Origin of the sequence: Acetobacter garciniae (assembly GCF_017377735.1) — a bacterium.
In the GTDB taxonomy this organism is placed as follows: Bacteria; Pseudomonadota; Alphaproteobacteria; order Acetobacterales; family Acetobacteraceae; genus Acetobacter; species Acetobacter garciniae.
Genome location: NZ_JAFVMH010000011.1, coordinates 1 through 25,377, shown reverse-complemented (window position 1 = coordinate 25,377; position 25,377 = coordinate 1). Strand labels below are relative to the sequence as shown.

The following is a 25,377-nucleotide window of genomic DNA, read 5'->3' as shown; positions in this document are numbered from 1 at the left end:
TCCTTCAGGACACCAGCAGGCGTTTCCGTGTGATCTTGCCAGATACCGTGGTCGGCAGATGCCTGACGAAGCGGACTTCCTTCAGACCAACCCAGCGGCCGATGACTTCGTTGACCCGTGCTACGATTTCCTCGGAAGATGGTTCGCAGGCGGCCTGGGAGTCAACGGCTACATAGGCAACAGGTCGCTGTCCCCGCAATTCGTCAGGCATGGCCACCACAGCACACGCATGAACAGCTGGATGAGCGGCAATAATCTTCTCGATTTGCACCCCTGAAATACGCCGGCCTGCCACCTTGATCACGTCGTCAGAACGCCCGAGCATATGAACGGCGCGGTTGGCCTCAATCATGCCTTCGTCAAAGGTTCGGTAATATCTACCTGTTTCATCAAGATAAGCGGACGGAATGTCGATAGCCCCATCCTTCCACATCCCAGCGAGACAACCAGGCGGCAGCGGCAGGGACAGGACAATCTCCCCGCATTGTTCGCCCGGCATGGACGACACGATGGCCGGACGGAATCCGGGCGCAGGCCGGCCGATATCGTTCATGAGCGAGACCGGTTCACGCTTGGGCAGGCCAAAGAAATGGGCGGTGATGCTCCACCCGGTTTCGGTCTGCCACCAGTGATTGACCACAGGTTTGCGGAAATACGACCGTGCCCACTCCAGCAAGGTTGGGTCCGCATACTCCCCAGCCACGAAGATGCGCGCTAGCGCAGGCAGTATCGCCCTTGACAGATAGCGGCTCTCCTGTCGCATGAGCCGCATCTGAGTGGGCGTGGTAAACAGGCATTTCACCGCGTGCTCATGGCAAAGCGCGCGGATCGCAGAAGTTGATGCGCCCCCTTCCACGATCACACTGGTGCAGCCACTGATCAGCGGCGCGTAGACGCCATAGGAATGGCCGACCACCCAGCCCAGATCCGATGTCGTGAAGAAGGTATCGCCGCGTTTGCAGCCGTAGATCAGATCCATGGACAGGGCGAGAGCTACAGCGTGGCCACCATTGTCACGCACGATGCCCTTCGCATTGCCCGTCGTTCCGGATGTATGGAGGATATAGAGCGGATCTTCTGACCGGAGCATGACCGGCTCTGCTGGTGCGGACTGTTCCAGCGTACAAAAATCATGATCCCGCACCGGCAGAAGCGAGGCCGAGCAAGCTTCGCGCTGCACGATCACACAGGCCTGGGGCCTGTGCGTTGCCGTGGCAAGTGCCTCGTTCAGGGCGGGCGCAGACGGGATGGGCGTCTGCCCCTGAAAGCTGCAACTAGCAATAATGATGACCTTCGGTGCCACATCATCAATCCTGTACGCCAGTTCGGGCCCGGCATAACCCGCAAAAACCACCACATGCACGGCCCCGATCCGCGCACAGGCCAGCATGGCGATGGCGGTTTCGATCATGGTCGGCATGGCGATCAGGACATGGTCGCCCTTGCCTACTCCCAGCGATCGTAGGCCACCGGCAAACCCGGCCACCCTGCCCTGTAGTTCCCGGTAGGTTACCACCTGCCGTTCCTTCGTGGCGCAGGAATGCCAGATCAGGGCCGCCTGGTCACCGCGACCGTTTTCAATATGCCGGTCCACGGCGTTGTGGCAGGTATTGAGCGTGGCATCGGGAAACCAGTCATGCCAGCCATCCGACCGTGTCCTGCATGCGGTCACAGGGGCCTGCTTCCATGTGACGCGCTGTGCCGCAGCCAGCCAGAACTGCTCGGGCTGGGTCAGTGCCGCATCGTACATCGCCTCGTATGTCGTCCATGGAAGCATGGCGCTTTACTCCGTTCAGGCTACAGGCACATCTTTGCCGGTGATCTGGCTGGCCAGCCACGCGGCATCACGCGAGACACCGGAGAACCGTCCCGATCCCCATGTGTGCAGCCATGGCAGGCCGAGGAAGTAGAAGCCCGGCGCATCGGTCACGCCACGATGCCAGACCGGCTTGTTGGCCCCGTTGAAGACCGGCAGATCAATCCAGCGATAGTTCGGACGGAAGCCGATGCACCAGAGGATCGAGGTGATCCCGGCCGCCTTCAGGTCGAGCGGCGTGTTGCTGCCATCAGGCTCCCAGACGGGCACGTAGGGCGTTTCGGTTGGCGCACTGATCCCTTCACGGGCAATCCAGGCATCGATGGATTTCTTGATGTCGGCATTGGTCTTGTCCGCATCATCAAGGTTTTCTTTCAGATCCGGCGCGAAGTGCGCCACTTCATCGCGGATGGTCTCCAGCGTGCCGTGCAGGCCCACGCCTTCCTTCGCGAACTTGCGCAGATCAAGGTCATGCCCGCCATTTCGGCCCGTGACGTAATGATTGGTCTTGTCGCGTGCGCCGTCACGCAGGGGGTGATTATCCACCGTAAGATCGTAGAAGTGCATGTCCGCAAGCCAGTCCACAACGTCGCGGCCACGGTAGAAGCGCGAGACGCGCGGGGCGGAGCCGACACAGAGATGGACCTTGCGTTTTTCAAGGAACAGATCCTCGACGATCTGCGCGCCGGACTGGCCGCTGCCCACAACCAGCACAGCCCCTTCTGGCAACTGGGCCGCATTACGGTAATCCTGTGAGTGCACCTGAAAGATCGATGGATCGATAGCGCTCGCATATCCGGGGATCACCGCATCCTGGTAAGCTCCCGAGGCGATGACCACATGCTTTGCGTGCCAGGTCTCACCGCCCGCCACCACACGATAGCCACCGGCCTTGTGACGTGTGATGGAAGTAACCGCTGTGTGTTCACGTAACGGTGGGTTGAACGAGTTAACAAAGCCTTTGACGTAGTCGATGATTTCCTGCTTCACCATAAAGCCGTGCGGATCTTTTCCCTTGTACGGGTGGCCGGGGAGTTCGCATTGCCAGTTCGGTGTGACGAGGCAGAAATTGTCCCAGCGTTCATCATCCCACGAATGGCAGGCCGTCTTTGCCTCAAGGACAATGTGCTCCACCTTCTCGCGGCAGAGATACCAGCTCATGGAAAGCCCGGCCTGTCCGCCGCCCACGATGATGACGGGGATGCTTTTCTCGTTCTGTGTCATGGTCGTTCTTTTCGTCTCAATAACTGAAAGACAGGACGCGCACCTGCGCGTCGGACTGGTTCAGAAAAGGCGCACTGGCCTGCCTTATGGCCTGAAGCTGGCCAAGGGCGCGGCTGCATGGGAAGCCGTAGCGGGCGCGAACCCGCTCGCTGGCGTCCGTCAGGGCGGTGTCCGCCTTTTCAAGAAACTCCCGGACCGGATAATCCTGACCGGGCGTGAAGTGGTCCCTTATGACCAGCGACGGGGAGTAACAGTCAGTCTCCTTCCCATCGGGCCAGCGCACGCGAAAGGTCATTTCGGGCATGGTGACAAAACTCCTGAAGCAATGGCATCGATGCGCGACCGCGCTGCTAGACGCCGGTATGCGGGGAGGTGACGGCTGGCGACGCTGCCCCAGTCGAAACGGCGGGCGGTTGCGGGGCCGGTGGCCCGGAAGCGTTCGCGGTTTTGGGCGCCAAGGGCATCCCGCAAGGCCAGAAACAGGGTGTCGGGGGGCGCAAGGTCGCACCACAGCGCATCTGCCCGCGAAAGATGCTCGGTAAAGGGCGCGATTTCCGGCACAACGACTGGCGTGCCACAGGCGAGCGCCTCCAGCGGGCACAGCCCGAACCCTTCGGTTACGGATGGATAGGCCAGCACGTCCGCCTGCCGGTAGAAGGCTGGCATGTCCTCATCCGCAACCAGCCCGGTGATGGTGACATGATCGGCCGCACCGCTTTCGCGCAGACGCGCCATGAACCGGGTGCGGTAGGCAGAATGATCCAGCAGCGAAGCCCCGCCCGCCACAACCAGATGCACATCAGGCTGTTCACGGCGAAGGGCCAGAAATGCGTCGAGCAATTGCAGCGTGTTCTTGCGCCGCTCGATCCCGCCCACGGACAGGATCAGGTGACGGTCGGCAGGCAGATGATACCGCGCCCGCAACGTGGCATCGTGCGCGGTTTCTACGGACGAAAAGCGCACGGGATCAACCCCGTTGCCCACGACCGGGGCTTCGCGGCCATGGTCGTTGCGCAGGACATCTTCCCACATTGTGCTGACGGTAAACAGTTCGGCCGCCGCCCTGATCCCCCGTTCCTGCCGCGCGGCAAGGACCGGGTGCGTGAAATGGTCAAGATGGTGGACCGTGCGGGCAAAGCCCGGTATCCGTCCCTCTTCCACCAGTTCGGCCAGTGCATTGGCGCTGATCGGGTCCTGCGCGTGCAGCACGTCAAAATGCTGCCCACGCAGGGCGTCCCTGATCTCGGCAATGCGGCGTTCCACCAGCGTTGGCAGGTCGGTCTCGGGCACGGCCGGGATGCAGTTTGTGGCGCAGCGGGGCGTGCGGAAGAAACCGGCCCCTGTCACGTCCGGCGCAATGAGCGTGGCGTCGTGGCCTGCCTCGCACAGGGCTTCCGCCAGCGCCATGCCATGCACCACGCCGCCACGCGGATTGGTGGAATGGGTCAGGATGCCGATGGAGAGGCTCATGGCGCACACCCCATGAGAGGCATCCGGGCGAGATCCCAGAAGGTTTCCCTTTCATCCCTCCATGCGACATCCACGCGCCGTGTCCCGTTACACTGCCCGATGACAGAAGCCGCAATGCCCCGCCCATGAAAGCGGGCCATGACTGCCCGGGCCGCCTCGGGCCGGGCAGTCAGCAGATAGCCATAGCTGGGGAATGCGGACAGCCAGCGTTCCATTGGTGCATCGTCGGGACGTGGAATGTCATCGAGCGTGATGGTCATGCCGATACCCGAACATTCGGCCAGCATGAGCGCGGTGCCCAGCAGTCCGGCCATGCTGATGTCCTTGGCAGCGCGGCTCAGGCCGTCCTCGGCAATGCCGGGCAAGAGATCGAGATCATCTCGAAGGCGTGCCGCCCCCTGAGTATGACACAGTGCGGAACTGGCATCCCAGAACGGGTGCGGGTCGTGCCAGCGGCCGCGCAGGTCGATGGTGGCGATCAGGACTTCGCCCGGTCGGGCATCGAAACTGGTCAGCAGATGACGGGCACGGCCAAGGATCGCCACCGACAGGGAATTATGGGTGCTGCGCATGTTGGTATGGCCGCCGACAACCGGCACGCCATAGGTGCGCGCACCTTCATGCAGACCGGTCAGAATGGACGCGGCCGCCTCGGATGTATCGCTCCACAACGCGTCCACCACAGCCACAGGGCGACCGCCCATCGCCGCGATGTCACTGACATTGACCATCACGCCGCAATACCCGGCAAACCACGGCATGGCGCGCATGAAGCTGTCCTGAAACCCCTCGCTGGCCAGCAGGAGATAGCCATCGCCATCCGGTATGGCAGCACAGTCATCGCCAAGGCGGATACCATCGCTTGTATCCCGACCAAGAATTGCGACGGTTTCGGCAATATCCTGTTTGCCCGCAAGGGCCCGACCGTGTCGAAGCGTGCGCAGCAGTGTAGTCAGTTCGTGTGCCATCATGCCACCTGCCGGTTACGAGGCTGCGGGCGCAGCAGCCAAGTCTGATCCTGGCCATGCGCCGGATAGCGTGAGAGGTCGGCCTGCATGTCGTGATGCGGCAGCCCATGCAGGGTCATGGCTCCAAGGCTTTTCCAGTGCAGACGTCGGAAGAACAGCACGTTCTGTTCCTGCACCTGGGCCAGAAACCGCGTAGCCCCAAGCCCGTGCGCCGTGCTGACCGCCATGCGGATGAGTTCCGCGCCGATCCGTCCCAGTTTGCGATGGTCTTCATGGACGGCCAGACGGGAGCCGCGCCAGACGCCGGGTTCGGCTTCATGGATGCGCACTACCCCTACCACTCGGTCCGGCATGCCCGCCATGCAGCACGCCGCGATGATGGGAATGGCAACCGCGTCGATTGCGTCCCGGTCATCATCGGCAAACACCTGTTGTTCGGTGCAGAACACTTCGCGGCGCAGCGCATGGTAACCAGCCCGTTCCCACGGCGTGCGGGCCAGCCGCACGACATATTCCGTAGGGATGAACGGCCGGTCTTCCATACCTTCGAGGATCACGGTCATTGTTCATACGCCGAAAGCGAGGAACACGCGCCGCAACGGCCACATCCGGCCCGGATGTCGGTGGATTTCATGTTCGCTTCCCGCAGCATCCGCCCGATTGGCGCGAGCACGGACTTCATGAAATCGGCCGAAGGCGGGGTATGATTTTCCAGCGGGGTGCCGGAAATGGGCACAAACGGCACCACGAAGGGATAGACCCCGAGCGCAATCAGACGCTCGGCGAGGGCCAGAATGTCCTCGGCGCTGTCGCCAAGACCGGTCAGAATGTAGGTATTGACCTGCCCGCGCCCGAAAATCGGCACGGCGCTGGCGAAAGCGTCCATATAGCGATCGACACTGACTGTGGCCTTGCCTGGCATGATCTTCTCGCGCACCGCCTGTGTTGCGGCTTCGAGATGCATCCCCAGACTGTCCGCCCCAGCGTCGCGCAGGCGCTGGAACCAGCCGTGATCGCGCGGCGGCTCACACTGGACCTGAAGCGGCAGATCCACCGCCGCCTTGATGGCACGGGCTGATTCCGCCAGCACGGCAGCACCCCGGTCCACCACGTTAGGCGTGCCGGTGGTCAGCACCATGTCGCGCACACCGTCGAGTTCCACAGCAGCTTTGGCGACCTCGGCCAGTTGTGCTGGCGTCTTGTAGGCAATGGTGCGATCAGCCTCCAGCGACTGGCCAATGGCGCAAAACTGGCAGGACGTGCGCCGGTCGGCATAGCGGATGCACGTTTGGTGCACCGTGGTCGCCAGCGTGTCACGGCCATGCAGCAGAGCGATCTTCCAGTAGGGAATGCCGTCCGACGTGCTCAGGCCATAAAAGCGCGGGGCGGCCGGGAAGTGGATGGTGCCCAGTGTCTGCCCATCGCGTAGCAGCGTGCTGGCCCCGTGCTGGTCCGGCGGGCTGGCCTGGAATGGTGAATGCTGCGCGCCAGATGTATAGACCGGGACCATGACGGTCTGGCCGGCGATGGTGATCGTCTTGTGATCCGAAGGACCGGCGCCGCCCTTGCGGGCGATGCCGCCGGTCTGCTCGCCGATCTGCAACCCGAAGGACTGCAGGTCCGTGACAAGCTTGCGGCCGGAAAGCGTGCCGAGCATTGGGACGGTCATGACGCAACCTCATCTGTAGATGTGGAAAACGGATCGGCTTCCCCAACGTAATAAACGGTGCGGGCGGGCCGCCGGTCCTGAAGCAGGCTGAGCAGTTCGGGCCGTGCGTAATGCCCTACGGAATCCATCATCCGCTTGCGCTTGGTAATCAGGGCGAGGTCGAGATCGGCAATTACCATCCCCTCGCCTTCCGTCAGTGGTGTGCCGAGCAGCTTCCCTTCAGGCGAGACGATGGCCGTGAAGCACCCACCCCGCAGCGGGCCTTCCAGCGCGGGATCGCGGGCTATTTCCTTGATCTGCTCTTCCGTCAGCCAACCCGTGGCGTTCACCACAAAGCAGCCGGATTCCAGCGCATGATGCCGGATGGTGACTTCCATCTGGTCGGCAAAGATCTGCCCTACCAGCGAGCCGGGGAACTGGGCGCAATGGATTTCCTCATGCTGGGTCATCAGCGCGTAGCGGGCGAGCGGATTGTAATGCTCCCAGCAGGCCAGTGCACCGATGCGACCGGCAGCGCTTTCAACGACTTTCAGCCCGGAACCATCACCCTGCCCCCAGACCATGCGCTCATGATAGGTGGGCGTGATCTTGCGGCGTTTGAGAAGGATCTCACCTGTCGCGTCAAAGATGATCTGCGTGTTGTAAAGCGTTCCGAAATCACGCTCGTTCACGCCCAGCACCACGACCATGCCGGTCTGGCGCGCGGCCTCTGCCACCATGTCGGTGACCGGACCGGGAATGACGACGGCACGCTCGTAGAGTTCCAGATGTTCACCGCCGAAACGGAAAGCCGGCTGGATGAACGAGAAATAGGGGTAGTACGGCACAAAGGTTTCGGGAAAGACCGCAAGCTTCACACCTTTTTCGGCGGCCTCGCGGATGGCCTGACAGACTTTCCGGGCAGTTCCCAGACCGTCATCGCCAAGGACGGGACTGATCTGGATGGCTGCGGCGCGAACGATACGGGACATGGCTTGCGGTCCTCCCTTCGGTCTTCAGAGAGTCCAGGTATTGAGGATGAAGGCGTTGTCGCGCCGGGCCAGCAGGATGATGTCGAGCACGTCCTGCGGATTGATCGGCGTGATGCCGGGGATCAGGTTCTGCTCGCCGTAGCCGTAGAGAGCCTGGAGCGCGAAGCGGCAGGCATAGACTTTGCCGCCCTCTTCGAGGATTTTTGTGATCTGCTTGTTGCAGTTCATATGCCCCGGAAAGGCTTCGTCGCCCAGGCGGGGAAAGCCGCGCTGCACACCAAGGGTCACACCCGGGCCATACAGCAGCACCGAGGTTTCAAATCCTTTGCGGATCAGGCGGGTGGCCTGCAGCAGGTTGACGAACCCGACCGAGCCTTCATTGGCGACAGTGTGGAAGGTGATAAGGGCTTTTTCGCCGGGCTGGGCTTTGACGTCCTCAAAGACCTTGTTTTCATAATTGACGAAGCAATCGCCGTCTTTGTACGGAGCGTGTTCGACTTTCGGCATGGTATATCTCCCGTGTACTGCGGTCTCCGGCGGAGAGCCGGGCCTGACCGCGTTGCCGAGAGCAACGTGGCACGGGATGGCAAAGAGCCAAAATATTGTATGTTCTATGAAATAGGTACAAACGGCTCAAATCAAATCACATGCCGCCATCCTGCCAAGACAGAGACATACAAAAAATATACGACAACCATACAATGGTAAGGGGCATCCATAAGGATCTGTTTTGGCTTGATTTTATAATCACGCAGTCGTGAATGAAGTGCCTTTTTGTTTTTCCATGTACCCGCATGGCGCGCCCCGGAATCAGATGTTCCGATCGATTCCAGACACTGCGCGCAGGTCACACAATATCGGCGAAGCCGGGTGAACGTTTATGTTGCAGGACCGACAGCACGCCATGCAGGGATTCCTCAAGGCTGGCAGCATCCGGTGCGCTGCCCAATGCAATGCGCGCCCGCTGCGGCGGCTCGCCGCTGATGGTGAAAACGGTGCTGGGCACCAGCGCCAGGCCTCGCCTGCGGGCATACGCCACAAAATCCGCACTGCCCCACCAGTCCGGCAGTTTCAGCCACACATGCGGCCCGTCGGGGTTCATGCAATGCCCCTCCCCCAGCACCCTGCGGGCAATGGACTGGCGCAGGCGCAGCTCTTTCTGGATGGCGTGCAGGATTGTATGTGCCTGCCCTGTCTGCATCCATCGCGCTGTCAGCGCGCTGAGCAGACCGGCATTGGTCAGCGCAATGGCCCGGATGGCCGCCGCGACCCGTCGGGTCATGTCCGCATTGGGCAGGGCAACATAGGCCGTGCGCAGACCCGGACTGAGCGTTTTGGCAAGGGTAGCCACGTAACTAACACGGCTATGATCGAGGGCTGCCAGCGCCGGTAGCGGATTGTCCATCAGCAGGCTGTATGGATCGTCCTCAGCAATATGCAGATGATGACGCTGAGCGACGGCAAGGATATCCTTGCGTCGTTGCAGGGACATCGTGGCCGTGGTGGGATTGTGGATGGTCGGAATGCAGTAGAGCATCCGGGGATGATGCTCGGCGCAGACCCGATCGAGCTGGTCTGGCATCATGCCTTCCATGTCACTGTCCATACCGACCAGAATGAGATCGAATTGCGCCGCGATGGTTCGGACGCCCGGATAGGCAATGCGATCGGTGACAATGACATCGCCGGGCTGGGTGTGCGTGCTGACGATCGCCGCAAGCGCACTCTGAGCGCCAGGTGAGACAAGGATTTCGTCCGTTCGCCGCTGCCCGATGACGGGCGAGATCCATTTCGCGCCAAGCTGGCGTTCTTCCTGTGTGCCACCCGTCACCCGGTAGGACATCAGGCTGTTCAGATCCTGCTGCTTAAGGATAGCTGCGATATCACTTTGGATAATCCGTTGAAGCGGCGGGTCCTGCGGGATGGGCGGCAGGTTCATGGTCAGGTCAACTACAGCCGGCCCCGTATGGCGCCAGTGACTTTCCCCCGCACCAACACGGATAAAGGTGCCCCGGCCCACCGTCGCGTCAATCAGGCCGCGCCGTCGGGCCTCCGTAAAGGCCCGGGTCACGGTCGTCAGATTGGTGCCAAGATACTCTGCGATCGTTCGCTGTGGCGGCAGCCTATCCCCTTCCCGCAAGTCGCCCTTGCGGATGGAAAGTGCCAGGGCATCGGCCAGCGTCATGTAAATCGCATTCGGGCTCCGGCTGATCTCTTCTTTCCAGTGGGTCAGGTAGGGGTATGCGGACATGGGACGGAATTTCCATACATTCTATGAGATTCCATTCGACCACATACCATACAATCCGTGCAATAATGATCGATACAGATTATGCTTGGGTGCTCCGCCAAGGTCATCACGCCAATTCGTCGTGTTAATGTCCCGTCTAAAGATTTAAACTCGCGAAGCAATGATTTTCGAGCAAGATTTTCTTCCAGACACCACAAAAAGGATAGAAGACCAAAGAGTGAAGTTCACGTAGCCCTATCGCACACTGTTTAGGCTCAGGACGCCATTCTTTAAGATAGAAGATGAAGCTTGCTGCGATCTGGATGGCAGACATGAATATATGAGCGCACCGGTCGTATCTGGTCGCAACAAGTCGCCAGTCTTTTAGGCTGGCGAACATGTTTTCAATCAGATGGCGCTTTTTATACGGTGCCAGCTATATTCACCATCCCTGTTCGGTGGGCAGAACGAACAGTTCTGCAACGTCCATCCGGGACGGTGATTTCAGTGCAAACAGGATCGTGTCAGCAATGTCCTCACCCTCCAGATAGGTCATGGACGCCGCCAGATCATCCATCTGCTTGCGATAGGTAGCGTCCGTAATCTGCTCGTGCAGTTCCGACTTCACGGCGCCCGGCTGGATGCAGGTCACGCGAATATTGTGTTTGGGTCCGATTTCCATCCTGAGCCCATCCGAGAACGCCGTGACAGCGGCCTTGGTAGCACAGTAAACGGCCAGACCGGTAAAGACTTTCCGACCCGCAATCGAAGACATGTTGAAGATATGGCCCGAATGCTGTGCGATCATCTGTGGGAGAACCGCTGCTGTTGCATTGAGGACACCCGATATATTCACGTCCACCATCCGTTTCCATTCGTCCACTTTCAGGCTGTCAACGCTGGACAGGGGCATCAGGCCCGCATTATTGACCAACACGTCAATCCCCCCGAATTGGGTGGTGAGCGCATCTGCGGCGGCTTTGCATGACGCTGGATTCGTCACGTCGGTCGGAAGGGCAACAGCTTTGCCCCCTGCCTCGATGATTTCCGTCACCAGCGCGTCCAGACGGTCCTTGCGCCGTGCTGCCAGACCGACGACAACGCCTTCTGTCGCAAGTTTGCGTGCTGTCGCAGCACCAATCCCACTGGAGGCTCCAGTAACAAGTGCAACCTTACCTCTGATGCTCATGATAATTCCCACGTATTCCAATTAAAAACGATCGGAAAAACATGTAGAGACTACGGAAGATGGCTTCTCTCGCGTTTTTGCTGAAACCGTTGTGATTTTGCGTTTTTGTGGTTTGATCTGGGCGATCAATGGCGCGCCTGAAAGGTAAACCGGATGCTTCCTTCGCATCGTTCTTCCCTGCGTGCCGCCAGTTATGCTCTGGAAGACCGCATTCCGGGCCGGAAAATCGGGCAAAGCCAGGGGGAAGCATGGAAAGAGGCCGAGGCACAGATATTCCGCCGGTCGCAACAGGAAGATGAGGTGCTGGTCCCGGCCGTGGCCGAGCCTTTGCTGGTATGGATCATCTCGGGAGAAGCTCAGATAGAGGAACGCGAACTGACAGGTGAATGGACGAAAACTGAGGTTAGAACAGGATCATTCTTCCTGACACAGACCGATGTGCCTTATCTCATGCGATGGCAGGCCCGTCCGGAACGTCCATTTGAAGTCATGCATCTCTATCTGGGGCTTACTCTGGTAAAGCGCGCCGCCCGATCTTTGGGGCTTAATCCGTCACGGCTCCGCATGCGTGACATTTCTGGTGTTCAGGACGCTTTTATATCTGGCGTTCTGACCGGTCTGACGGCTGAGATACAGACAGTTCATTCGGCCAGTTCTTTATTTGTGAACGGGCTTCTGGAGAGCCTGACCATCCACCTTCTGCGCCATTATGCAGAGACACATTCTGCTCTCACGCCCAGACGTGCACAGCTACCAGCGTGGAAACTCCGCAAGGCACTTGATCATATGGAGGCACATCTCGCCGAACCATTCGATCTGGATTTTCTGGCCGGATTGTGCGGGATGAGCCGGTTTCATTTCAGTCGATCATTTCACAACACCATGGGGCAAACCCCTTCACGCTGGTTTGTACGGCGGCGTGTTGAACATGCGAAGGAACGTCTGTGCCAGAGTGACAAGTCCATCATCGAGATCGCTTTGACCATTGGTTATGAAAGCTCGAGCCATTTTGCGCAGGTGTTTCGCAGGGAAGTCGGCGTCAGTCCACGCGATTACAGGAAACTATGAGGCCAGCAGATGGGATCGCCCTCCCCTTCCCTCCGCTTATCTGGAAACCAAAGTAGCGTTGAAGAATTACGATATTGTTACGAATAGCCGGTATCGGGAAGAATGAACGTGGGTGTAATGACCGCAACGGGGACGGCAATTGTCTAGCCGTTCGGGATTACTTAGCGTTTCAGTGTTTCGGCGGAACAATTGCCAGTTGTTCCCGGACGCTCGGACGCTCCTGCATCCTCGCGAACCAGTCTAAAAGTGCTTCGCACTCCTGCGGGATCGGCAATTTTACGGCTTTGGCGAATATAAAACCGCCGATGACTGCAATATCCGCCATCGAGAAAGCCTCACCAGCTATGAAAGGCTGTTTCCTCAGCACCCCATCAAAGTAATGCATCCCGCGCAGGGCCTTGTCACGCTGGCGAAGTCCCCATTCCCGGTTCTGGTAGAGTTCCACATCGGGACCAAGACCCGGTGTGGCATGATGAAAATAGACGCTGATAGCGTCCATCATCTCGATCTCGGCGCGTTTTGTCATCATCTGGATCACGCCTTTCTCAAGCGGCGTTCGACCGGTCAGTGTGGGTTCTCCGGCGAGCGCATCGAGATAGACCGTGATCGCCGTACATTCGGCGAGGCAAATTCCATCGTCCAGTTCAAGAACTGGTAAGGTTCCGGAATAATTCTTGGCGAGGAAACCAGGTGTCTTGTGTTCTCCCTTCCACAGGTTGATCGGCACGAATTCGACGTCGGACTGGAGATTCTTTTCTGCCAGGGCAATCCGGACACGGGCCGGATAGGGCCCGGTGGGCCAGTCATAAATTTTCATTGGAGCAGCCTTGTTGGCACCGAAAACGAAAAAGTCTGGCGTGGTCCGGACAATCACCTCAGGCTTTCGGAACTGGGACTGTGAATGTCCGGGAGCGCTCCCCTACCGCGCCGCCTGAAACGCCTTGCGTCCCTCCGCGTCGAGGGCCGCGAAGTCCTCTTCCGACAGCGTGATGTCGGCGGCGGCGACGTTCTGCTCCAGATGGGCGACCTTCGAAGTCCCCGGAATCGGCAGCATCACTTTGCTGCGTTTCAGGACCCAGGCCAATGCGATCTGGCTGGGATGGGCGCCGTATTTCCCCGCCATGCTGTCAAGGATCGAGCCCGGCTTGGCGAGGTCGCCAGCGGCGAGCGGAAACCAGGGGATGAACCCGATGTTCTGGCCAGCGCAGTAGTCGAGCACGTCCTCGCTGGTGCGATCAACGAGATTGTAGCGGTTCTGGACAGTGACTACGTTAAAGAACTTCGAAGCCGCCTTGATGTCATCGACAGAAACCTGACTCAATCCTGCATGACGGATCAGTTTCTGGTCGATGAAGGACCTGACCGCATCAAACTGTTCATCGACCGGGACCTTGGGATCGATCCGGTGCAACTGCCACAGATCGATCTGCTCGACGCCGAGATTGCGCAGGCTCTTGTGCACCTGCTGAAGCAGATATTCCGGTCGCCCGACCGGCTTCCAGATATCCGGTCCCGACCGGGTCAGACCACCCTTGGTCGCGATCACGAGGTCCTTGCGGTACGGGTGCAGCGCCTCCCTGATCAGCCATTCCGAGACATCGGGACCGTAGGAATCCGCCGTATCGATGAAGTTGACGCCGAGATCGGGAAGGCGTTTCAGCGTGCGGATGGCCTCATCGTGATCGGCAGGCGGTCCCCATATGCCCGGGCCTGTGATGCGCATCGCGCCGAAGCCAAGCCGATGAACGACGAGATCGCCGCCAATCGTGAAGGTGCCGGCGTTGGCGGCGTTGGGAGATGAATGGGTCATGGTCCTCGCTCCTTTTTTCCAGCGGATGCTTGGATATCCGTTATTTCGTCAGGCTGCGAAGCCGCCATCGATGTTGTATGCAGCCCCCGTGATGATACCAGCCTCTGGCCCGGCAAGATACGCCACCAGCCCCGCGATCTCCGCGCCCGTGGCATGGCGTTTGATCGCCATGAAGTCGTGCATAACGTCCTTCAGCGGGCCATCGGCTGGATTCATGTCGGTATCGGTAGGGCCGGGCTGGACAACATTGACGGTGATGTTGCGCGCCCCGAAATCACGAGCCAGTCCCTTGGCCATACCTTTCAGTGCCGCCTTGCTGGCACTGTACGCAGCAAGCCCGCTCATAGGCATCCGGTCAGCATTGGCCGAGCCGATGAAGACGATACGGCCGCTGTCCGGCATGGTCCGTGCGGCAGCAACCGCCGCGTGGTAGGGCGCATGAATATTGATGCGGAAAAGCCGGTCGATGTCGTCCGGCGGCATATCCAGCGGATCACCCGCGCCAAGAATGCCGGAATTGACGACCAGCACGTCCAAGGGACCGAGCGAGTTGATCAGCGCGATGAGGGCGTCCCGGTCGCCACTGTCGGCGCGCAGGGCCTTGCTTCCGGTCTCGGCCGCCAAGGCGTGAGCGTCGTCAGGGGAGGATAAATACGAGAAAACGACTTTCGCTCCATCCGAAGCGAAGCGGCGTACGATGGCTGCCCCAATCCCGCGGCTACCGCCAAGCACGAGAACGGATTTACCATGAAAGCTGGTCATGACCGTGTTTCCCTCAACGCCAGAATTTCCGCCAGCCTGTCGAAGGCTGGCTGGTAGATGTGTGTCGGCATCCGGGCCTCCATACTGGCTGCGTGTTCGGCAGCCGCCTCAAACTGGCCGCGCCAGCGGATAAACGTGCGATGGCCATCCGTTATGGGCAGAAGCGTGATGGTCGAGCGGTAGTTCCGGATGGGCAGAGCCGATTCAATGATCGAGAACGTCACCGCATGATCCACGTCGGACAGCGCCAGAAGCTGTTCGCGGATGACGCCGACATCGCCCATTTCAACACGGCGGATTGCGCCGACACGGTCGCCGGGATCATCGCCTTCGATCACGCAGCTTTTCACGCCCGGCAACCAGCGACCAAGGGCGCCGAAATCACGGATCACCCCCCATACGGACGAAACGGGTGCATTGATGACGCTGCTGGCTATAACGTGAATCACACGGACTCCCCCTGCCCTTTTCTGTGTGGGATTAAAGCGACTGGCCGCCCGTCACTTCGATGCGCTGGCCATTTACCCAGTGCATGTCGTCAGACAGGAGGCCACGGACCGCGGCGCCGATGTCGTCGGGCTGGCCGACACGCCCCAGCGGCGTGATCTCGGCCAGACTCTTGTTGATCGAGGCATCGTCACGGACAAGACCCCCGCCAAAACCCGATGCGACCGCCCCGGGAGCGACGGCATTGACGGTAATGCCACGCTCGCCCAGTTCCTTCGCCATGTAGAGCGAAATGACTTCGGTTGCGGCTTTCATGGCCGAGTAGGGACCATGATCCGTCAGATAGAAGCGTGTCGCGGCCGAGGTGATGTTGAGAATGCGGCCGCCATCGCGGATCAGCGGAAGGAGCGCTACCGTCAGCAGGATAAGTGCCGATCACGCTGATGCCGGCGGCCGTCAGATGCTTCGCGATGCTGTAGCCGATGCCGCGATTGGCACCCGTGACGAGGGCGATTTTTGATGTGCTCATGATCGGATTCCCTGAAGAGGCATGTGCCGGGTTCCGAAGACACCATTTCCATACCGACCGATCCATAATATGGGCACAAGGTGAGGTCAAGGACTTATGGATTGACCGATATGGAAGAGTGGCGCCGGGGCCGGTCGCCCTGCCCTCCTCAGCGTCTTTTTGACCGTTTTTCCGTCTCGGCTTCACTGCGTTGATATCCCACAATGTGAGGAAAGACGTGACGGCCGCATCCAGAGTGTCCGAAGTCATCCCGTCCCGGGCTTCGCATGTCATGCCGTGGAAAAAAGTCGCGAGAATGTCTGGCAGGATATCTGTCGCTGGGGACGCCCTCAATTCGCCCCTTGTCACAGCGCGTTCCACGCAAGCCCTGAGGCCTGCCCGCGTGCGCTGTCGTTCTGCCGCAAGAAAGGCGCGGACGGGTTCGTTTTCAGGTGAGCAGTTGCTAGCGCCGGACACGACCACGCATCCGGTCGGATGCGCCCGGGCCGCCTGCATGCGCGCCGAACCGCGCAACGTCCTTCCTGATCAGTTCCAGACCCTCCTCGCATGTCGTCACGGAAAACTCGAAAAAGGTGTTTAAACTTCACAGCACGGTAGATATCTGACCTGACTATAAGAATGGGCCAGAATTCGTCCCTCAACGTTGGCTTGACGAAAATGTCGCTGAGAGACGTAATGTCTTGAATAAAGGCGACTGCTGCCTGTCTGCTCCTAGTCCGCCGAGCAGACAGGCAAATCCGGAGGGGGAGGAAAGCGGAAGGTCGGTTATCGGCAAGCGACAACCGAAAACAGCCATTCCCTGCACTCATGTTCATTATGGCTACAGACCAACATGCGCCATCCCGATGAGCCAACGGATATGTCCGCACATACCATGAGCGGATGTAGGATATTTGTCCTTTCGGCGCAGCAAAACGACACAGAAAGGTCGTTTAATACCGCACAGCTTTGGAGAACCCAGGGAGGGGATGGCGTTTGTCCACGCGCTGCTTCAGATGCGTTTCTGATCGCATGCTCAACGCAGGACGGGGCATAGCTTCCCCAATCCTAGAGGCGGTCTGAGAAGCGATCATAAGCATCGATCCGGCACATGGCGATCGTTTGAGGCCGTCGAATACGCCACCCTCCAAGGGTAGACTGGTTCAACAACCGCCGTATCCTTGAGCCTGTCGGCAACATCACGCCAGCCGAGGCCGAACAACATTTTTACGTTGCTATGGACCAAATTCTCATGGCCGCGTAATTTGTGAAACCCGGTCCCCCCTAATCCTGGGACTGATTACATCGCGTAATCCAGCATAAACTGTTCAGGGTTCAATATATTGTCTCTACGCCTTCTGCTTTCTTCCCTGAGCCTTGTTGCCCTTCCGGCTCTGTACCTCGCGCCATGCAGTCAGGCGGCCTCCGCTGAGTCCTCACCTTTCGCGTTCCAGCGTACCTCTCTCGATGCAACGGGCGAACACCCTGAAATCTGCCTGCATTTCAATCAGAAGCTGAACGCACGAGAAATATCAACACTGGCCCATTCGGTCCATCTCTCACCAGAAAGCGCCTTCATACCGCGTGTGGAGAATGACACATTCTGCCTTGGCCAGCTTGCCTTCGGGCAGGGTTACACAATGAAGGTCGACCCGGATTTTACTTCAGCCGATGGCCAGAATCTCGCAACCCCCCTCACGCTCAGCGCCCGTTTTGGGCGTCGTGATGCGCACGTTGGGCTGACAGGAGACGGCTTTATCCTGCCCGGACGCACGACCGGGCATACGCCTGCCCTCGCTATCGAAACTATTAACGTCTCCACGGTTCGTCTCCACGTCTTTCGGGTCGCTGCATATCAGCAATTTCCCGGCATAGATCATATTGACAGCACACTTCCTGATCTGAACCAGACCAGTTTTGACCCTTATACGTTCCAGACCCTGCTGGACACGACCATGCGTGAAATCTGGCACGGCACCATGGCTATCGATCATGCTCCAGACCGATCTGTGACAACTGGCTTCCCGCTGGCAGAGACAATTGGCGCAGGACAGAACGGACTCTATCTGGTGACGGTTGAAGACGCAGCAACGCCGCCCGAAAAAAGCCCCGTGGAAACCGCGCTTAAACATGGGAACATCAACGCCGATCTTCTGCAAAGCAAGCCTATTTCTGCCCACTGGGTTAATCTGAGCGATCTTGGCCTGTCCATGCTGCGGGGTGAAGACGGGCTGACAGTCAGTGCCCGCTCCCTGATGAGCGGACAGCCTGCTCCTGATGTCACGCTGACACTGCGCGCCCGTGATGGCGGCACTCTGGCAACAGTCACAACGGATGCGAACGGCCTCGGGCATTTTGATGCCCCCCTGCTCCGTGGCACCATGGCAGACCGCTCCTCGGTCCTGCTGGCCAGCAAGGGAGAGGATTTTGGCTTTCTGCATCTTGACCGGCAATGGTTCGATTTTTCAGAACAGCATCTTGAAGGCGCCGTCAGCCCCTTTCAGGGGAGCAGTCGCGCACTCGTGCAGCCTGACCGCGGGATCTATCGTCCCGGTGAGAGCGTGCATCTCCTCACTCTTCTGCGTGACCGGGCAGGACAGGCTATTCCAGACGCGCACCCGGTTCTTGTTCTTTACCGTCCCGATATGATGGAAGAACGCCGCATTCCGCTTACAGTTGCGGCAGAGGGCGGCTACGCCACCACCCTGCCCCTGAGCGCCAGCGCACCCACGGGCCTATGGCGGGCCGATATTCTGCTCGACCCTTCCCTGCCTCCCATCGGTTCGGCCCGTTTCAGCGTTCAGGATTTCGTACCACCCAGTATCGAAGCCAGTTTCAGGCCACCAGCCTCCGCAACCGCCGGACAGGCCGTTGTGATTGATGCCTCGGCACGTTTTCTCTACGGCGCGCCCGGTGCGGGCCTTAAAAGTGACAGTTCCTACAGACTTGTTCCCACGACCGATCCGATCCCTGACCACACAGGCTGGGCTTTCGGGTTTGAGAACGAGGAGACACCATCAGCCAGCGGCGACATCAGCGCGGCTCCAACCGATCATGAAGGCCATACGCAGCTGACCTTCACGCCGGATATTCCTCAGGGCCTTACCCGGCCACTCGCCCTTGATATACGTGCCGGTTTTCTTGACCCCATGGGGCGGCGCGTGGGTGAACACTTTACAATTCCTGTCCGCCGCACCGCACCGCTGATCGGCCTCCGTGTCGCGACAGATGCCTCCTCCAGCGTGGGCAGTGCTGTTATCCCCATTGATCTTGCAAGTTTTGCGCCTGACAACAGTCCGGTTGCCATCGGCAAAATTCACTGGACCCTGTCACGCGTCAACCGGATCTATAATTGGTCCTACACGCCCGACAATGGCTGGACCTTCAGCAGCCACACCGTGGACGTGCCCATGCGCTCGGGCGATCTTGCAACAGATGCCAAAGGTACAGCTCGGATCACCCCAACGCTGGACTGGGGCGAATATCGCCTGAGTGCCGTCCCGAGCGAAAGTGGCGGCGTAACAGGCAGTTCACTCCGCTTTCAGGTCGGCTGGGGTGGAAGCGGTAATGCCAGCACGCCGGACCATCTGCCGCTCAGCGTGCGCGATACCCATATCGTGCCAGGCGGCAGCACGGTCATCCACATTGGCGGCGGTTTTTCCGGGCAGGCCCAGATAACGCTTGCAACAGACCGTGTGCTGAACACACGCTTCGTGGACGTTCCAAAAGAAGGGCTGGACGTGCCCGTAACCGCCGCACCGGACTGGCATTCCGGTGCCTATGCACTGGTCACACTCTATCGCCCCCTCAACAGCCCCTCCGGCCTGCGTCCGCATGACCCTGTGCGGGCGGTTGGTGTCACATGGATTGGTGTCAATCAGGACACACATCGGCTGAACGTAACGCTCGATGCGCCCGGCACCGTTACGTCGCGCCATCGCATCACCATTCCCGTGATAGTTCAGGCCAGTCAGGGTCTCCCGGTGGGGCATGTGCAGGTCGCGGTGTCTGCGGTCGATCAGGGTATTCTCAACCTCACGCATTTCACGCCGCTCAACCTGTTTGATGCCCTTTACGGTCGCCCCCGTCTTGGGCTGGACATGCTGGACAACTACGGGTCTCTTCTGCTGAGTGATGCGAAAAATGGCCGGATCCGGTCTGGGGGAGATGCAGCGTCAAATGACAGCAGCGCGGACGGCCCGCCCGTGCGGACAACGGAAAGCGTCGCGCTGTTCGATGGCCCTGTCGCACTCGACAGCACCGGACACGGCACTCTCTCGTTCGATGTGCCGGATTTTGACGGGCAGCTTCACCTGATGGCCTCAGCCTGGAGCAAAGATGCCGTTGGCAACGCGCAGGCAGACATCACAGCACGAGACCCGGTTTTCCCCGACCTGGGGTTGCCACGGTTCCTCGCCCCGGGAGATACGGCACAGGCACAGGTCTCCATTATCAATGTTGATGCGCCATCAGCACCGTACGAGGTCCAGATCACCACGGATGGACCGCTCCGGGTTCTCGGCTCTGGCACACTCAGCGCCCCTGTCAAACCCGGTGGGCGCGCTGACCTGCATGTTACGCTGGCGGCCACCCCAACCCTGCCGGGCCGCACCGCCATTGCGCATATTCATCTCACATTGCGCCGACGCGGCTCATCAAAAACGCTGCTGACGCGAAGCTGGCCCATCGGCATCAGGCTGGCGCATGTTCCGCTTACCGCCAGCCGGACTATCCCGCTCCCACCCGGTAGCCATAAGACATGGGACCGCACGGAACTTGCGGGCTTCAACCCGGCAGATGCTCGGATAACCCTCAACATCTCCGCGTCGGACGGCCTTGATACAGTCGGGTTGCAAGAATCCCTGCAATCCAGCGTCTGGGAGGATTCTGATACACTGGCGGCTCAGGCCCGTGCGCTGCTGCAACAAGACAACCCGGCCGTCTCCGAGACTCACGACCACAGAGACACTGCGGGCACATCCATCCAGTCAGCCATCAATACGCTTTTTGATCGCCAGAACCCCTCAGGTGAGATTGGCCAGTGGGACCGCTCCGACGGCCTCAGTCTTCCCGACGATCTGGACTATCTTGCCGATTTCCTGATCCGGGCAAAAGCCGCTGGCTACACCGTGCCAGAGGACCGGCTGGGCCTGCTACTCGACCATATTGAAAGCGAGCAGCTCCAGTCTCAGAGCGTCTATGATGAAGAGCATGACAGTGAAAGGCAGGCAGAACTGCTGAATATACGCGCTTACGCGGCGTACGTGCTGGCCCGTGCTGGTCGCCTCCACCCTGATGCAATCCACACTCTCGCGGCCTCGCTCGTCGCGCGGCAGGATGGTACCCGCGTCAACTATGTCTGGGCTGGCACGGCAGGCTCCAATGCACAGGCCTATCCTCTGGCCCTTGGGCATCTCGCTGTCGCACTCGCGATGGACGATGTACCGGAGGACAACAGCGCGACATCACCAGAAGCATTGCTGGACGCAGCCATCTCGGCACTCGGGCTAACCCGCACCGGAAAGCCGGATTTGTGGGATTACAGATACTGGACCTACGTGCGCGACCTGGCCGGGCTTGCTGCCCTGACAGCCGAAGCGCATGACGACCGGCGCACCCATCTGCTCATTGGGCGGTTTGGCAAGCTGACTCTGTCGCCTGATATGCTGACAACCGCAACCAGAACGGCGCTGCTCGAAGCTGCCAGCGCTCTGAACAAGGATACTGACGGGCGAAGTGTGCGTGTACAGGGGCGCTCCAACGCCACACCGCTTCGCCTGCCGCTTGCCTATCCGTTTGATTCCGCCGCACTCGAAAAGGGGTTTCAGGTTGAAAATACCGGCAGGAAGATGCTGTTCAGCACCCTGACCGTGCAAGGCGAGCCAGCCGGGAATGTCAAACCTCTCACCAACGGACTGACACTGGCCATGCAGGGCTTTACCCTGACTGGCCAGCCATTTGACTTGACACATATGCAACAGAATGACCGGTTTATCGTCAGTCTCAAAGGCACGGCCCTCCACCCCGGTCAGTATCTGGTGGGCATCACCAGCCTGCTTCCTGCCGGATGGGAAATCGAGAGCATTGTGTCTCCTGAGGATGCCGCCTCTGACGAGCATGACAGTGACAACACTGAAAACGACCGCGCACAGCCCCCTTACGCTTTTCTGGGCACACTCAGCAACACCGAACATGCTGCCGCGCGGGATGATCGCTTCAGTGCTGCGGTGCGCTTCACGACGCAGTCTCCAGATCTTGCGGCGCGGAGTTTCCATGTCGCCTACATCGTCCGCGCCATTACGCCGGGCCGCTTCACTCTGCCAGAAGCGATGGTCAGCGCACGGCGTCTTCCAAGCCTGATGGCTCGCACGGCATCAGGGACTGTCGAGATCACCGCACATTGAGGGCTTCTCTCCACCTCATCAGAAACTGTACACTCGGCCTGCTGCTCACCAGCCTCATTCCGGCTTGTCTACTGGTGGCCGACCGATTTAATCCGCCAGACCTGCATCGGGCCGAGCAAGCCGCCCTTCTTGTTCAAGCCCGCGACCATACACTGCTTGACGGCCATACAAGCCGCGATGGCTTCTGGCGTCTGCCGGTTGAAAACCAGGATGTTGACCCGACCTACATCACACTCCTGATAATGACGGAAGACCACCGCTTTGAAAGCCATCCGGGGGTTGATCCGCAGGCCCTTGCGCGCGCCATCTGGCAACTGGCCTGGCGTGGTCATATTGTCTCGGGTGGTTCCACGCTGGCCATGCAGACAAGCCGTCTCCTTACCCCGCACCGTCATACATGGGGCGGCAAGCTGCGCGATATCCTGCGCGCCCTCCAGCTTGAATGGCGTTTCGGGCGCCGGGGTGTATTGAACTTTTACCTCACGCTAGCTCCTGAAGGCACGAATATCGAAGGCATCCGTGCGGCATCCCTGCTCTATTTCGGGCATGAGCCCAGCCATCTGACACTCACCGAGGCCGCGTTTCTTGTGACTTTACCCCGGCGGCCCGCCGCACTCCGCCCGGACCGCCATCCTGACGCCTTGCTGAACGCTGCGCACCGCACACTGCAACGCGCCACTTCATTACGGCCTGTTGCATGGCCAACACCAGACACACGCGGCGTACCGCATGACGCCCCTGAACTCGCCGGTCATTTTCTCAGCGCAGGGCGCAACGGCGTGGTGATGACAACGCTTGATGCAAGGCTCCAGCGCAACGCACGGCAGGTGCTTGCCAGCCACCCTGCCCCGCTGCGTGGAACATTTGCAGCACTGATTGTCGACCATGAACGGCAGATCGTTGCATGGGTCGGAGGGGCCGAGCATAAGGCTCCGGGCAATGCGATAGATGCTGTTTTGGCACCCCGTTCCCCCGGTTCCACACTCAAGCCGTTTGTCTATGGCATGGCATTCGAAAAAGGCTGGATGACACCCCATACACGTGTGCGCGATAGCCGACTTGCCATTGGCGGCTATGCCCCCAGGGATTTTGACCATGCTTTCCGGGGTGAAACCACCGTGAGTGAAGCCCTTCAGCTTTCATTCAATGTGCCTGCTATTCAGGCACTGGAGCGGGTTGGCCCCTCCCGGTTCACGGACCGCCTCTCCGCCTGCGGTGTGCGATTGCGACTGCCAGAAAACCCGGATGGCACACCAAGCGCACCGAGCCTCGCGATCGTTCTCGGAGGAGCAGCCATCTCACTCCATGACCTGACAATGCTGTACGCGGCACTCGATCATGATGGTCGCGTCGCCCCCCTGCATCGTGAACCGACAGGTCTGAAATCGGCAGGCCCTGCGCCCGAGACATTCCTGCTGTCCAGCAGAGCAAATGCAGACATTCGTACAATCCTGCGGGGCACCGCTCCACCGGCCGGCGTAGCATCATGGGAGGGAGTTGCCTTCAAGACAGGCACATCCTATGGTAATCGTGACGGATGGGCGATGGCCTCCACCCCGCAGGCAACGGTCGGTGTCTGGGCCGGACGCCCGGACGGCACCGCCTCTCCTGGGCTGACAGGACGGGATACGGCAGGGCCAGTGCTGGCAGTTCTCCTCTCTCTGCTTTCTTCACCCCCGCATACATCAGCCCCGTCAGCCAGTGCTCAACCTCATCGTGCTGTTGCAGTCCTGTCACCTGCTCTGCGCACTTTGCAACAACGGCAAGCACCGCAGATCATCTTTCCGCGCAATCATTCCGAAATTGAAAGCCGCTCTTCCGAGGGCACGATGCTTCCCGTCGGGCTGGAAGGCTCAGGCGGCCATCCGCCTTATCATTGGTATATCAATGGCATTCCGCTGGATGTGCCGCCCGGTGCGCAACCTTCCTGGACGCCCGATGCGCCTGGCTTTGCGCATATCACTCTTGCGGACGCGCAAAACGCCCATGCGACTATTGATATTCGTATACGGTAAAATGGAACCCTCTTGCACTGTCGATTTATTTTATAACAAGTTTTCCATTTTCCAGCCAATCCGCCTGATGTGGGCTAGGCTCAGGACTCATAACCAGAAGATGACGGTTGCAGCGAGGCAGATGGCTGAGAAGAAGATATTCGGGCATCTATCATAACGTGTTGCGACCCGTCTCCAGTCCTTGATTCTTCCGAACATGATCTCGATACGGCTGCGGCGTTTGTATTTCCGTCTGTCGTATCTGACCGGTTTTCCACGAAATTTCCGGACAGGAATGCAGGGCTTTATTCGCGTTTTATTACCTTTCTATAGCCTACACCTCCATAGCGGCAGCCTTACGATGCGCAACTACGTAGCCGTCATCGTCCGTGTTTTTGCCCTTGGGCAATGTGTCTCCACAAAACGCAGCAGTCAGCCAAGCTTCACCGACAGTTCAACGTCCCCGTCAAACAGCAGCGAAAGATACCCGGCGGTCGGAGAACGCACCCGCGCCAGATAATCCGGACTGTAATCAGCATTGTCCGCGACAATCATCGCGCCAGGGCGCAGCCTGCTTTCCAGCAGCGCAAGGATATCGGGATAAAGCGGCTTGGCACCGTCGAGCAGCACAAGGTCGATGGTTTCGGGCAGATTGGCGGCGAGCGTGGTCAGGGCATCCCCCTCGCGTATTTCCACCAGATCGGCCAGCCCGGCTTCTTCAACATGGACTTGTAACGGTTTTGTGCCGGTCATCTGAGCGTTTTAAGCTCGTATCAGGAGACCGACGACACCATGAAACATACGGAAGATTTCAAGCGCGAGGCCGTGAGGATTGCATTGAGCAGTG

At 59.5% G+C, this 25,377-nt stretch carries 19 protein-coding genes and 5 pseudogenes; 4 read left to right on the top strand and 20 right to left on the bottom strand.

Annotated features, from left to right (window positions below; translation table 11 throughout):
- Nucleotides 1-4: 4 nt before the first annotated feature.
- The 12 genes and pseudogenes from J2D77_RS15130 to J2D77_RS15080 form a co-directional block, all read right to left on the bottom strand.
- Nucleotides 5-1,777 carry an AMP-binding protein gene (locus tag J2D77_RS15130; protein ID WP_207847223.1) on the bottom strand — a complete coding sequence of 591 codons (1,773 nt, stop codon included), beginning with the start codon at nucleotides 1,775-1,777 and terminating at the stop codon, nucleotides 5-7.
- A 15-nt stretch (nucleotides 1,778-1,792) separates the two neighbouring features.
- Nucleotides 1,793-3,040, bottom strand: a complete 1,248-nt coding sequence (locus J2D77_RS15125) for an MSMEG_0569 family flavin-dependent oxidoreductase (RefSeq protein ID WP_207847222.1) — start codon at nucleotides 3,038-3,040, stop codon at nucleotides 1,793-1,795.
- 16 nt (nucleotides 3,041-3,056) lie between these two features.
- Complete coding sequence (locus J2D77_RS15120) at nucleotides 3,057-3,344, bottom strand: MSMEG_0570 family nitrogen starvation response protein (RefSeq protein WP_019091908.1); 288 nt, start codon at nucleotides 3,342-3,344, stop codon at nucleotides 3,057-3,059.
- Nucleotides 3,332-4,510 (bottom strand): MSMEG_0565 family glycosyltransferase, encoded by a 1,179-nt coding sequence (locus J2D77_RS15115; RefSeq protein ID WP_207847220.1) that lies wholly within the window; start codon nucleotides 4,508-4,510, stop codon nucleotides 3,332-3,334. Before J2D77_RS15115 ends, J2D77_RS15120 begins: the two co-directional genes overlap by 13 nt.
- Nucleotides 4,507-5,481: a sll0787 family AIR synthase-like protein gene (locus J2D77_RS15110; RefSeq protein WP_207847218.1), complete on the bottom strand. Its 975-nt coding sequence runs from the start codon at nucleotides 5,479-5,481 to the stop codon at nucleotides 4,507-4,509. Before J2D77_RS15110 ends, J2D77_RS15115 begins: the two co-directional genes overlap by 4 nt.
- The gene (locus J2D77_RS15105) at nucleotides 5,478-6,041 is read right to left on the bottom strand and encodes an MSMEG_0567/Sll0786 family nitrogen starvation N-acetyltransferase (RefSeq protein ID WP_207847216.1); all 564 of its coding nucleotides are present in this window, start codon (nucleotides 6,039-6,041) and stop codon (nucleotides 5,478-5,480) included. The genes J2D77_RS15110 and J2D77_RS15105 overlap by 4 nt, the downstream gene beginning before the upstream one ends.
- The gene (locus tag J2D77_RS15100) at nucleotides 6,038-7,147 is read right to left on the bottom strand and encodes an MSMEG_0568 family radical SAM protein (RefSeq protein WP_207847214.1); all 1,110 of its coding nucleotides are present in this window, start codon (nucleotides 7,145-7,147) and stop codon (nucleotides 6,038-6,040) included. Before J2D77_RS15100 ends, J2D77_RS15105 begins: the two co-directional genes overlap by 4 nt.
- On the bottom strand, nucleotides 7,144-8,118 hold the full coding sequence (locus J2D77_RS15095; RefSeq protein WP_207847212.1) for a Nit6803 family nitrilase: 975 nt from the start codon (nucleotides 8,116-8,118) through the stop codon (nucleotides 7,144-7,146). The genes J2D77_RS15100 and J2D77_RS15095 overlap by 4 nt, the downstream gene beginning before the upstream one ends.
- A gap of 24 nt (nucleotides 8,119-8,142) precedes the next feature.
- Nucleotides 8,143-8,625, bottom strand: coding sequence for an MSMEG_0572/Sll0783 family nitrogen starvation response protein (locus J2D77_RS15090; RefSeq protein ID WP_207847211.1), 483 nt, complete (start codon nucleotides 8,623-8,625; stop codon nucleotides 8,143-8,145).
- A 340-nt stretch (nucleotides 8,626-8,965) separates the two neighbouring features.
- Nucleotides 8,966-10,369, bottom strand: a complete 1,404-nt coding sequence (locus tag J2D77_RS15085; protein ID WP_207847210.1) for an aminotransferase-like domain-containing protein — start codon at nucleotides 10,367-10,369, stop codon at nucleotides 8,966-8,968.
- A gap of 271 nt (nucleotides 10,370-10,640) precedes the next feature.
- Nucleotides 10,641-10,775: pseudogene (locus J2D77_RS17375) on the bottom strand (IS5/IS1182 family transposase); the annotation flags it as partial.
- Between the two features lie 15 nt (nucleotides 10,776-10,790).
- Nucleotides 10,791-11,537 (bottom strand): SDR family oxidoreductase, encoded by a 747-nt coding sequence (locus J2D77_RS15080; RefSeq protein WP_230975860.1) that lies wholly within the window; start codon nucleotides 11,535-11,537, stop codon nucleotides 10,791-10,793.
- Between the two features lie 153 nt (nucleotides 11,538-11,690).
- Here J2D77_RS15080 and J2D77_RS15075 point away from each other — a divergent pair, with 153 nt between their 5' ends.
- Nucleotides 11,691-12,605, top strand: a complete 915-nt coding sequence (locus tag J2D77_RS15075; RefSeq protein WP_207847208.1) for a helix-turn-helix domain-containing protein — start codon at nucleotides 11,691-11,693, stop codon at nucleotides 12,603-12,605.
- 169 nt (nucleotides 12,606-12,774) lie between these two features.
- Here the strand turns inward: J2D77_RS15075 and J2D77_RS15070 are convergent, their stop codons facing one another.
- The 6 genes and pseudogenes from J2D77_RS15070 to J2D77_RS17565 all read right to left on the bottom strand — a co-directional run.
- Nucleotides 12,775-13,422, bottom strand: a complete 648-nt coding sequence (locus J2D77_RS15070) for a glutathione S-transferase (RefSeq protein ID WP_207847207.1) — start codon at nucleotides 13,420-13,422, stop codon at nucleotides 12,775-12,777.
- Between the two features lie 102 nt (nucleotides 13,423-13,524).
- On the bottom strand, nucleotides 13,525-14,415 hold the full coding sequence (locus tag J2D77_RS15065; protein WP_207847206.1) for an aldo/keto reductase: 891 nt from the start codon (nucleotides 14,413-14,415) through the stop codon (nucleotides 13,525-13,527).
- A 48-nt stretch (nucleotides 14,416-14,463) separates the two neighbouring features.
- Nucleotides 14,464-15,177 (bottom strand): SDR family oxidoreductase, encoded by a 714-nt coding sequence (bdcA, locus tag J2D77_RS15060; RefSeq protein WP_207847205.1) that lies wholly within the window; start codon nucleotides 15,175-15,177, stop codon nucleotides 14,464-14,466.
- The gene (locus J2D77_RS15055) at nucleotides 15,174-15,626 is read right to left on the bottom strand and encodes an SRPBCC family protein (protein ID WP_207847204.1); all 453 of its coding nucleotides are present in this window, start codon (nucleotides 15,624-15,626) and stop codon (nucleotides 15,174-15,176) included. Before J2D77_RS15055 ends, bdcA begins: the two co-directional genes overlap by 4 nt.
- A 31-nt stretch (nucleotides 15,627-15,657) precedes the next feature.
- Nucleotides 15,658-16,153 (bottom strand): annotated as a pseudogene (locus J2D77_RS15050) (SDR family NAD(P)-dependent oxidoreductase).
- Between the two features lie 180 nt (nucleotides 16,154-16,333).
- Nucleotides 16,334-16,672, bottom strand: a pseudogene (locus J2D77_RS17565) (TetR family transcriptional regulator C-terminal domain-containing protein); the annotation flags it as partial.
- 557 nt (nucleotides 16,673-17,229) lie between these two features.
- On the opposite strand from J2D77_RS17565, the pseudogene J2D77_RS17370 reads away from it, so the two are divergent.
- The 3 genes and pseudogenes from J2D77_RS17370 to J2D77_RS15040 all read left to right on the top strand — a co-directional run.
- Nucleotides 17,230-17,396, top strand: a pseudogene (locus J2D77_RS17370) (IS3 family transposase); the annotation flags it as partial.
- A gap of 79 nt (nucleotides 17,397-17,475) precedes the next feature.
- Nucleotides 17,476-22,536 carry an alpha-2-macroglobulin family protein gene (locus J2D77_RS15045; RefSeq protein ID WP_207847203.1) on the top strand — a complete coding sequence of 1,687 codons (5,061 nt, stop codon included), beginning with the start codon at nucleotides 17,476-17,478 and terminating at the stop codon, nucleotides 22,534-22,536.
- 74 nt (nucleotides 22,537-22,610) lie between these two features.
- Entirely contained in the window at nucleotides 22,611-24,551 is a 1,941-nt protein-coding gene (locus tag J2D77_RS15040; protein WP_207847199.1) for a transglycosylase domain-containing protein, read from the top strand.
- 87 nt (nucleotides 24,552-24,638) lie between these two features.
- Here the strand turns inward: J2D77_RS15040 and J2D77_RS15035 are convergent.
- Both J2D77_RS15035 and J2D77_RS15030 read right to left on the bottom strand, forming a co-directional pair.
- Nucleotides 24,639-24,839 (bottom strand): annotated as a pseudogene (locus J2D77_RS15035) (transposase); the annotation flags it as partial.
- A gap of 123 nt (nucleotides 24,840-24,962) precedes the next feature.
- Nucleotides 24,963-25,283 (bottom strand): O-methyltransferase, encoded by a 321-nt coding sequence (locus tag J2D77_RS15030; protein WP_230975859.1) that lies wholly within the window; start codon nucleotides 25,281-25,283, stop codon nucleotides 24,963-24,965.
- Nucleotides 25,284-25,377 lie beyond the last annotated feature (94 nt).

What these genes read in the sequence shown, in the direction of transcription:
- J2D77_RS15130 (WP_207847223.1), bottom strand. Translation starts at nt 1,777, where the DNA reads ATGCTTCCATGGACGACATACGAGGCGATGTACGATGCGGCACTGACC.
- bdcA (WP_207847205.1), bottom strand. Translation starts at nt 15,177, where the DNA reads ATGACCAGCTTTCATGGTAAATCCGTTCTCGTGCTTGGCGGTAGCCGC.
- J2D77_RS15120 (WP_019091908.1), bottom strand. Translation starts at nt 3,344, where the DNA reads ATGCCCGAAATGACCTTTCGCGTGCGCTGGCCCGATGGGAAGGAGACT.
- J2D77_RS15125 (WP_207847222.1), bottom strand. Translation starts at nt 3,040, where the DNA reads ATGACACAGAACGAGAAAAGCATCCCCGTCATCATCGTGGGCGGCGGA.
- J2D77_RS15075 (WP_207847208.1), top strand. Translation starts at nt 11,691, where the DNA reads ATGCTTCCTTCGCATCGTTCTTCCCTGCGTGCCGCCAGTTATGCTCTG.
- J2D77_RS15080 (WP_230975860.1), bottom strand. Translation starts at nt 11,537, where the DNA reads ATGAGCATCAGAGGTAAGGTTGCACTTGTTACTGGAGCCTCCAGTGGG.
- J2D77_RS15110 (WP_207847218.1), bottom strand. Translation starts at nt 5,481, where the DNA reads ATGATGGCACACGAACTGACTACACTGCTGCGCACGCTTCGACACGGT.
- J2D77_RS15095 (WP_207847212.1), bottom strand. Translation starts at nt 8,118, where the DNA reads ATGTCCCGTATCGTTCGCGCCGCAGCCATCCAGATCAGTCCCGTCCTT.
- J2D77_RS15105 (WP_207847216.1), bottom strand. Translation starts at nt 6,041, where the DNA reads ATGACCGTGATCCTCGAAGGTATGGAAGACCGGCCGTTCATCCCTACG.
- J2D77_RS15070 (WP_207847207.1), bottom strand. Translation starts at nt 13,422, where the DNA reads ATGAAAATTTATGACTGGCCCACCGGGCCCTATCCGGCCCGTGTCCGG.
- J2D77_RS15085 (WP_207847210.1), bottom strand. Translation starts at nt 10,369, where the DNA reads ATGTCCGCATACCCCTACCTGACCCACTGGAAAGAAGAGATCAGCCGG.
- J2D77_RS15100 (WP_207847214.1), bottom strand. Translation starts at nt 7,147, where the DNA reads ATGACCGTCCCAATGCTCGGCACGCTTTCCGGCCGCAAGCTTGTCACG.
- J2D77_RS15090 (WP_207847211.1), bottom strand. Translation starts at nt 8,625, where the DNA reads ATGCCGAAAGTCGAACACGCTCCGTACAAAGACGGCGATTGCTTCGTC.
- J2D77_RS15030 (WP_230975859.1), bottom strand. Translation starts at nt 25,283, where the DNA reads ATGACCGGCACAAAACCGTTACAAGTCCATGTTGAAGAAGCCGGGCTG.
- J2D77_RS15065 (WP_207847206.1), bottom strand. Translation starts at nt 14,415, where the DNA reads ATGACCCATTCATCTCCCAACGCCGCCAACGCCGGCACCTTCACGATT.
- J2D77_RS15115 (WP_207847220.1), bottom strand. Translation starts at nt 4,510, where the DNA reads ATGAGCCTCTCCATCGGCATCCTGACCCATTCCACCAATCCGCGTGGC.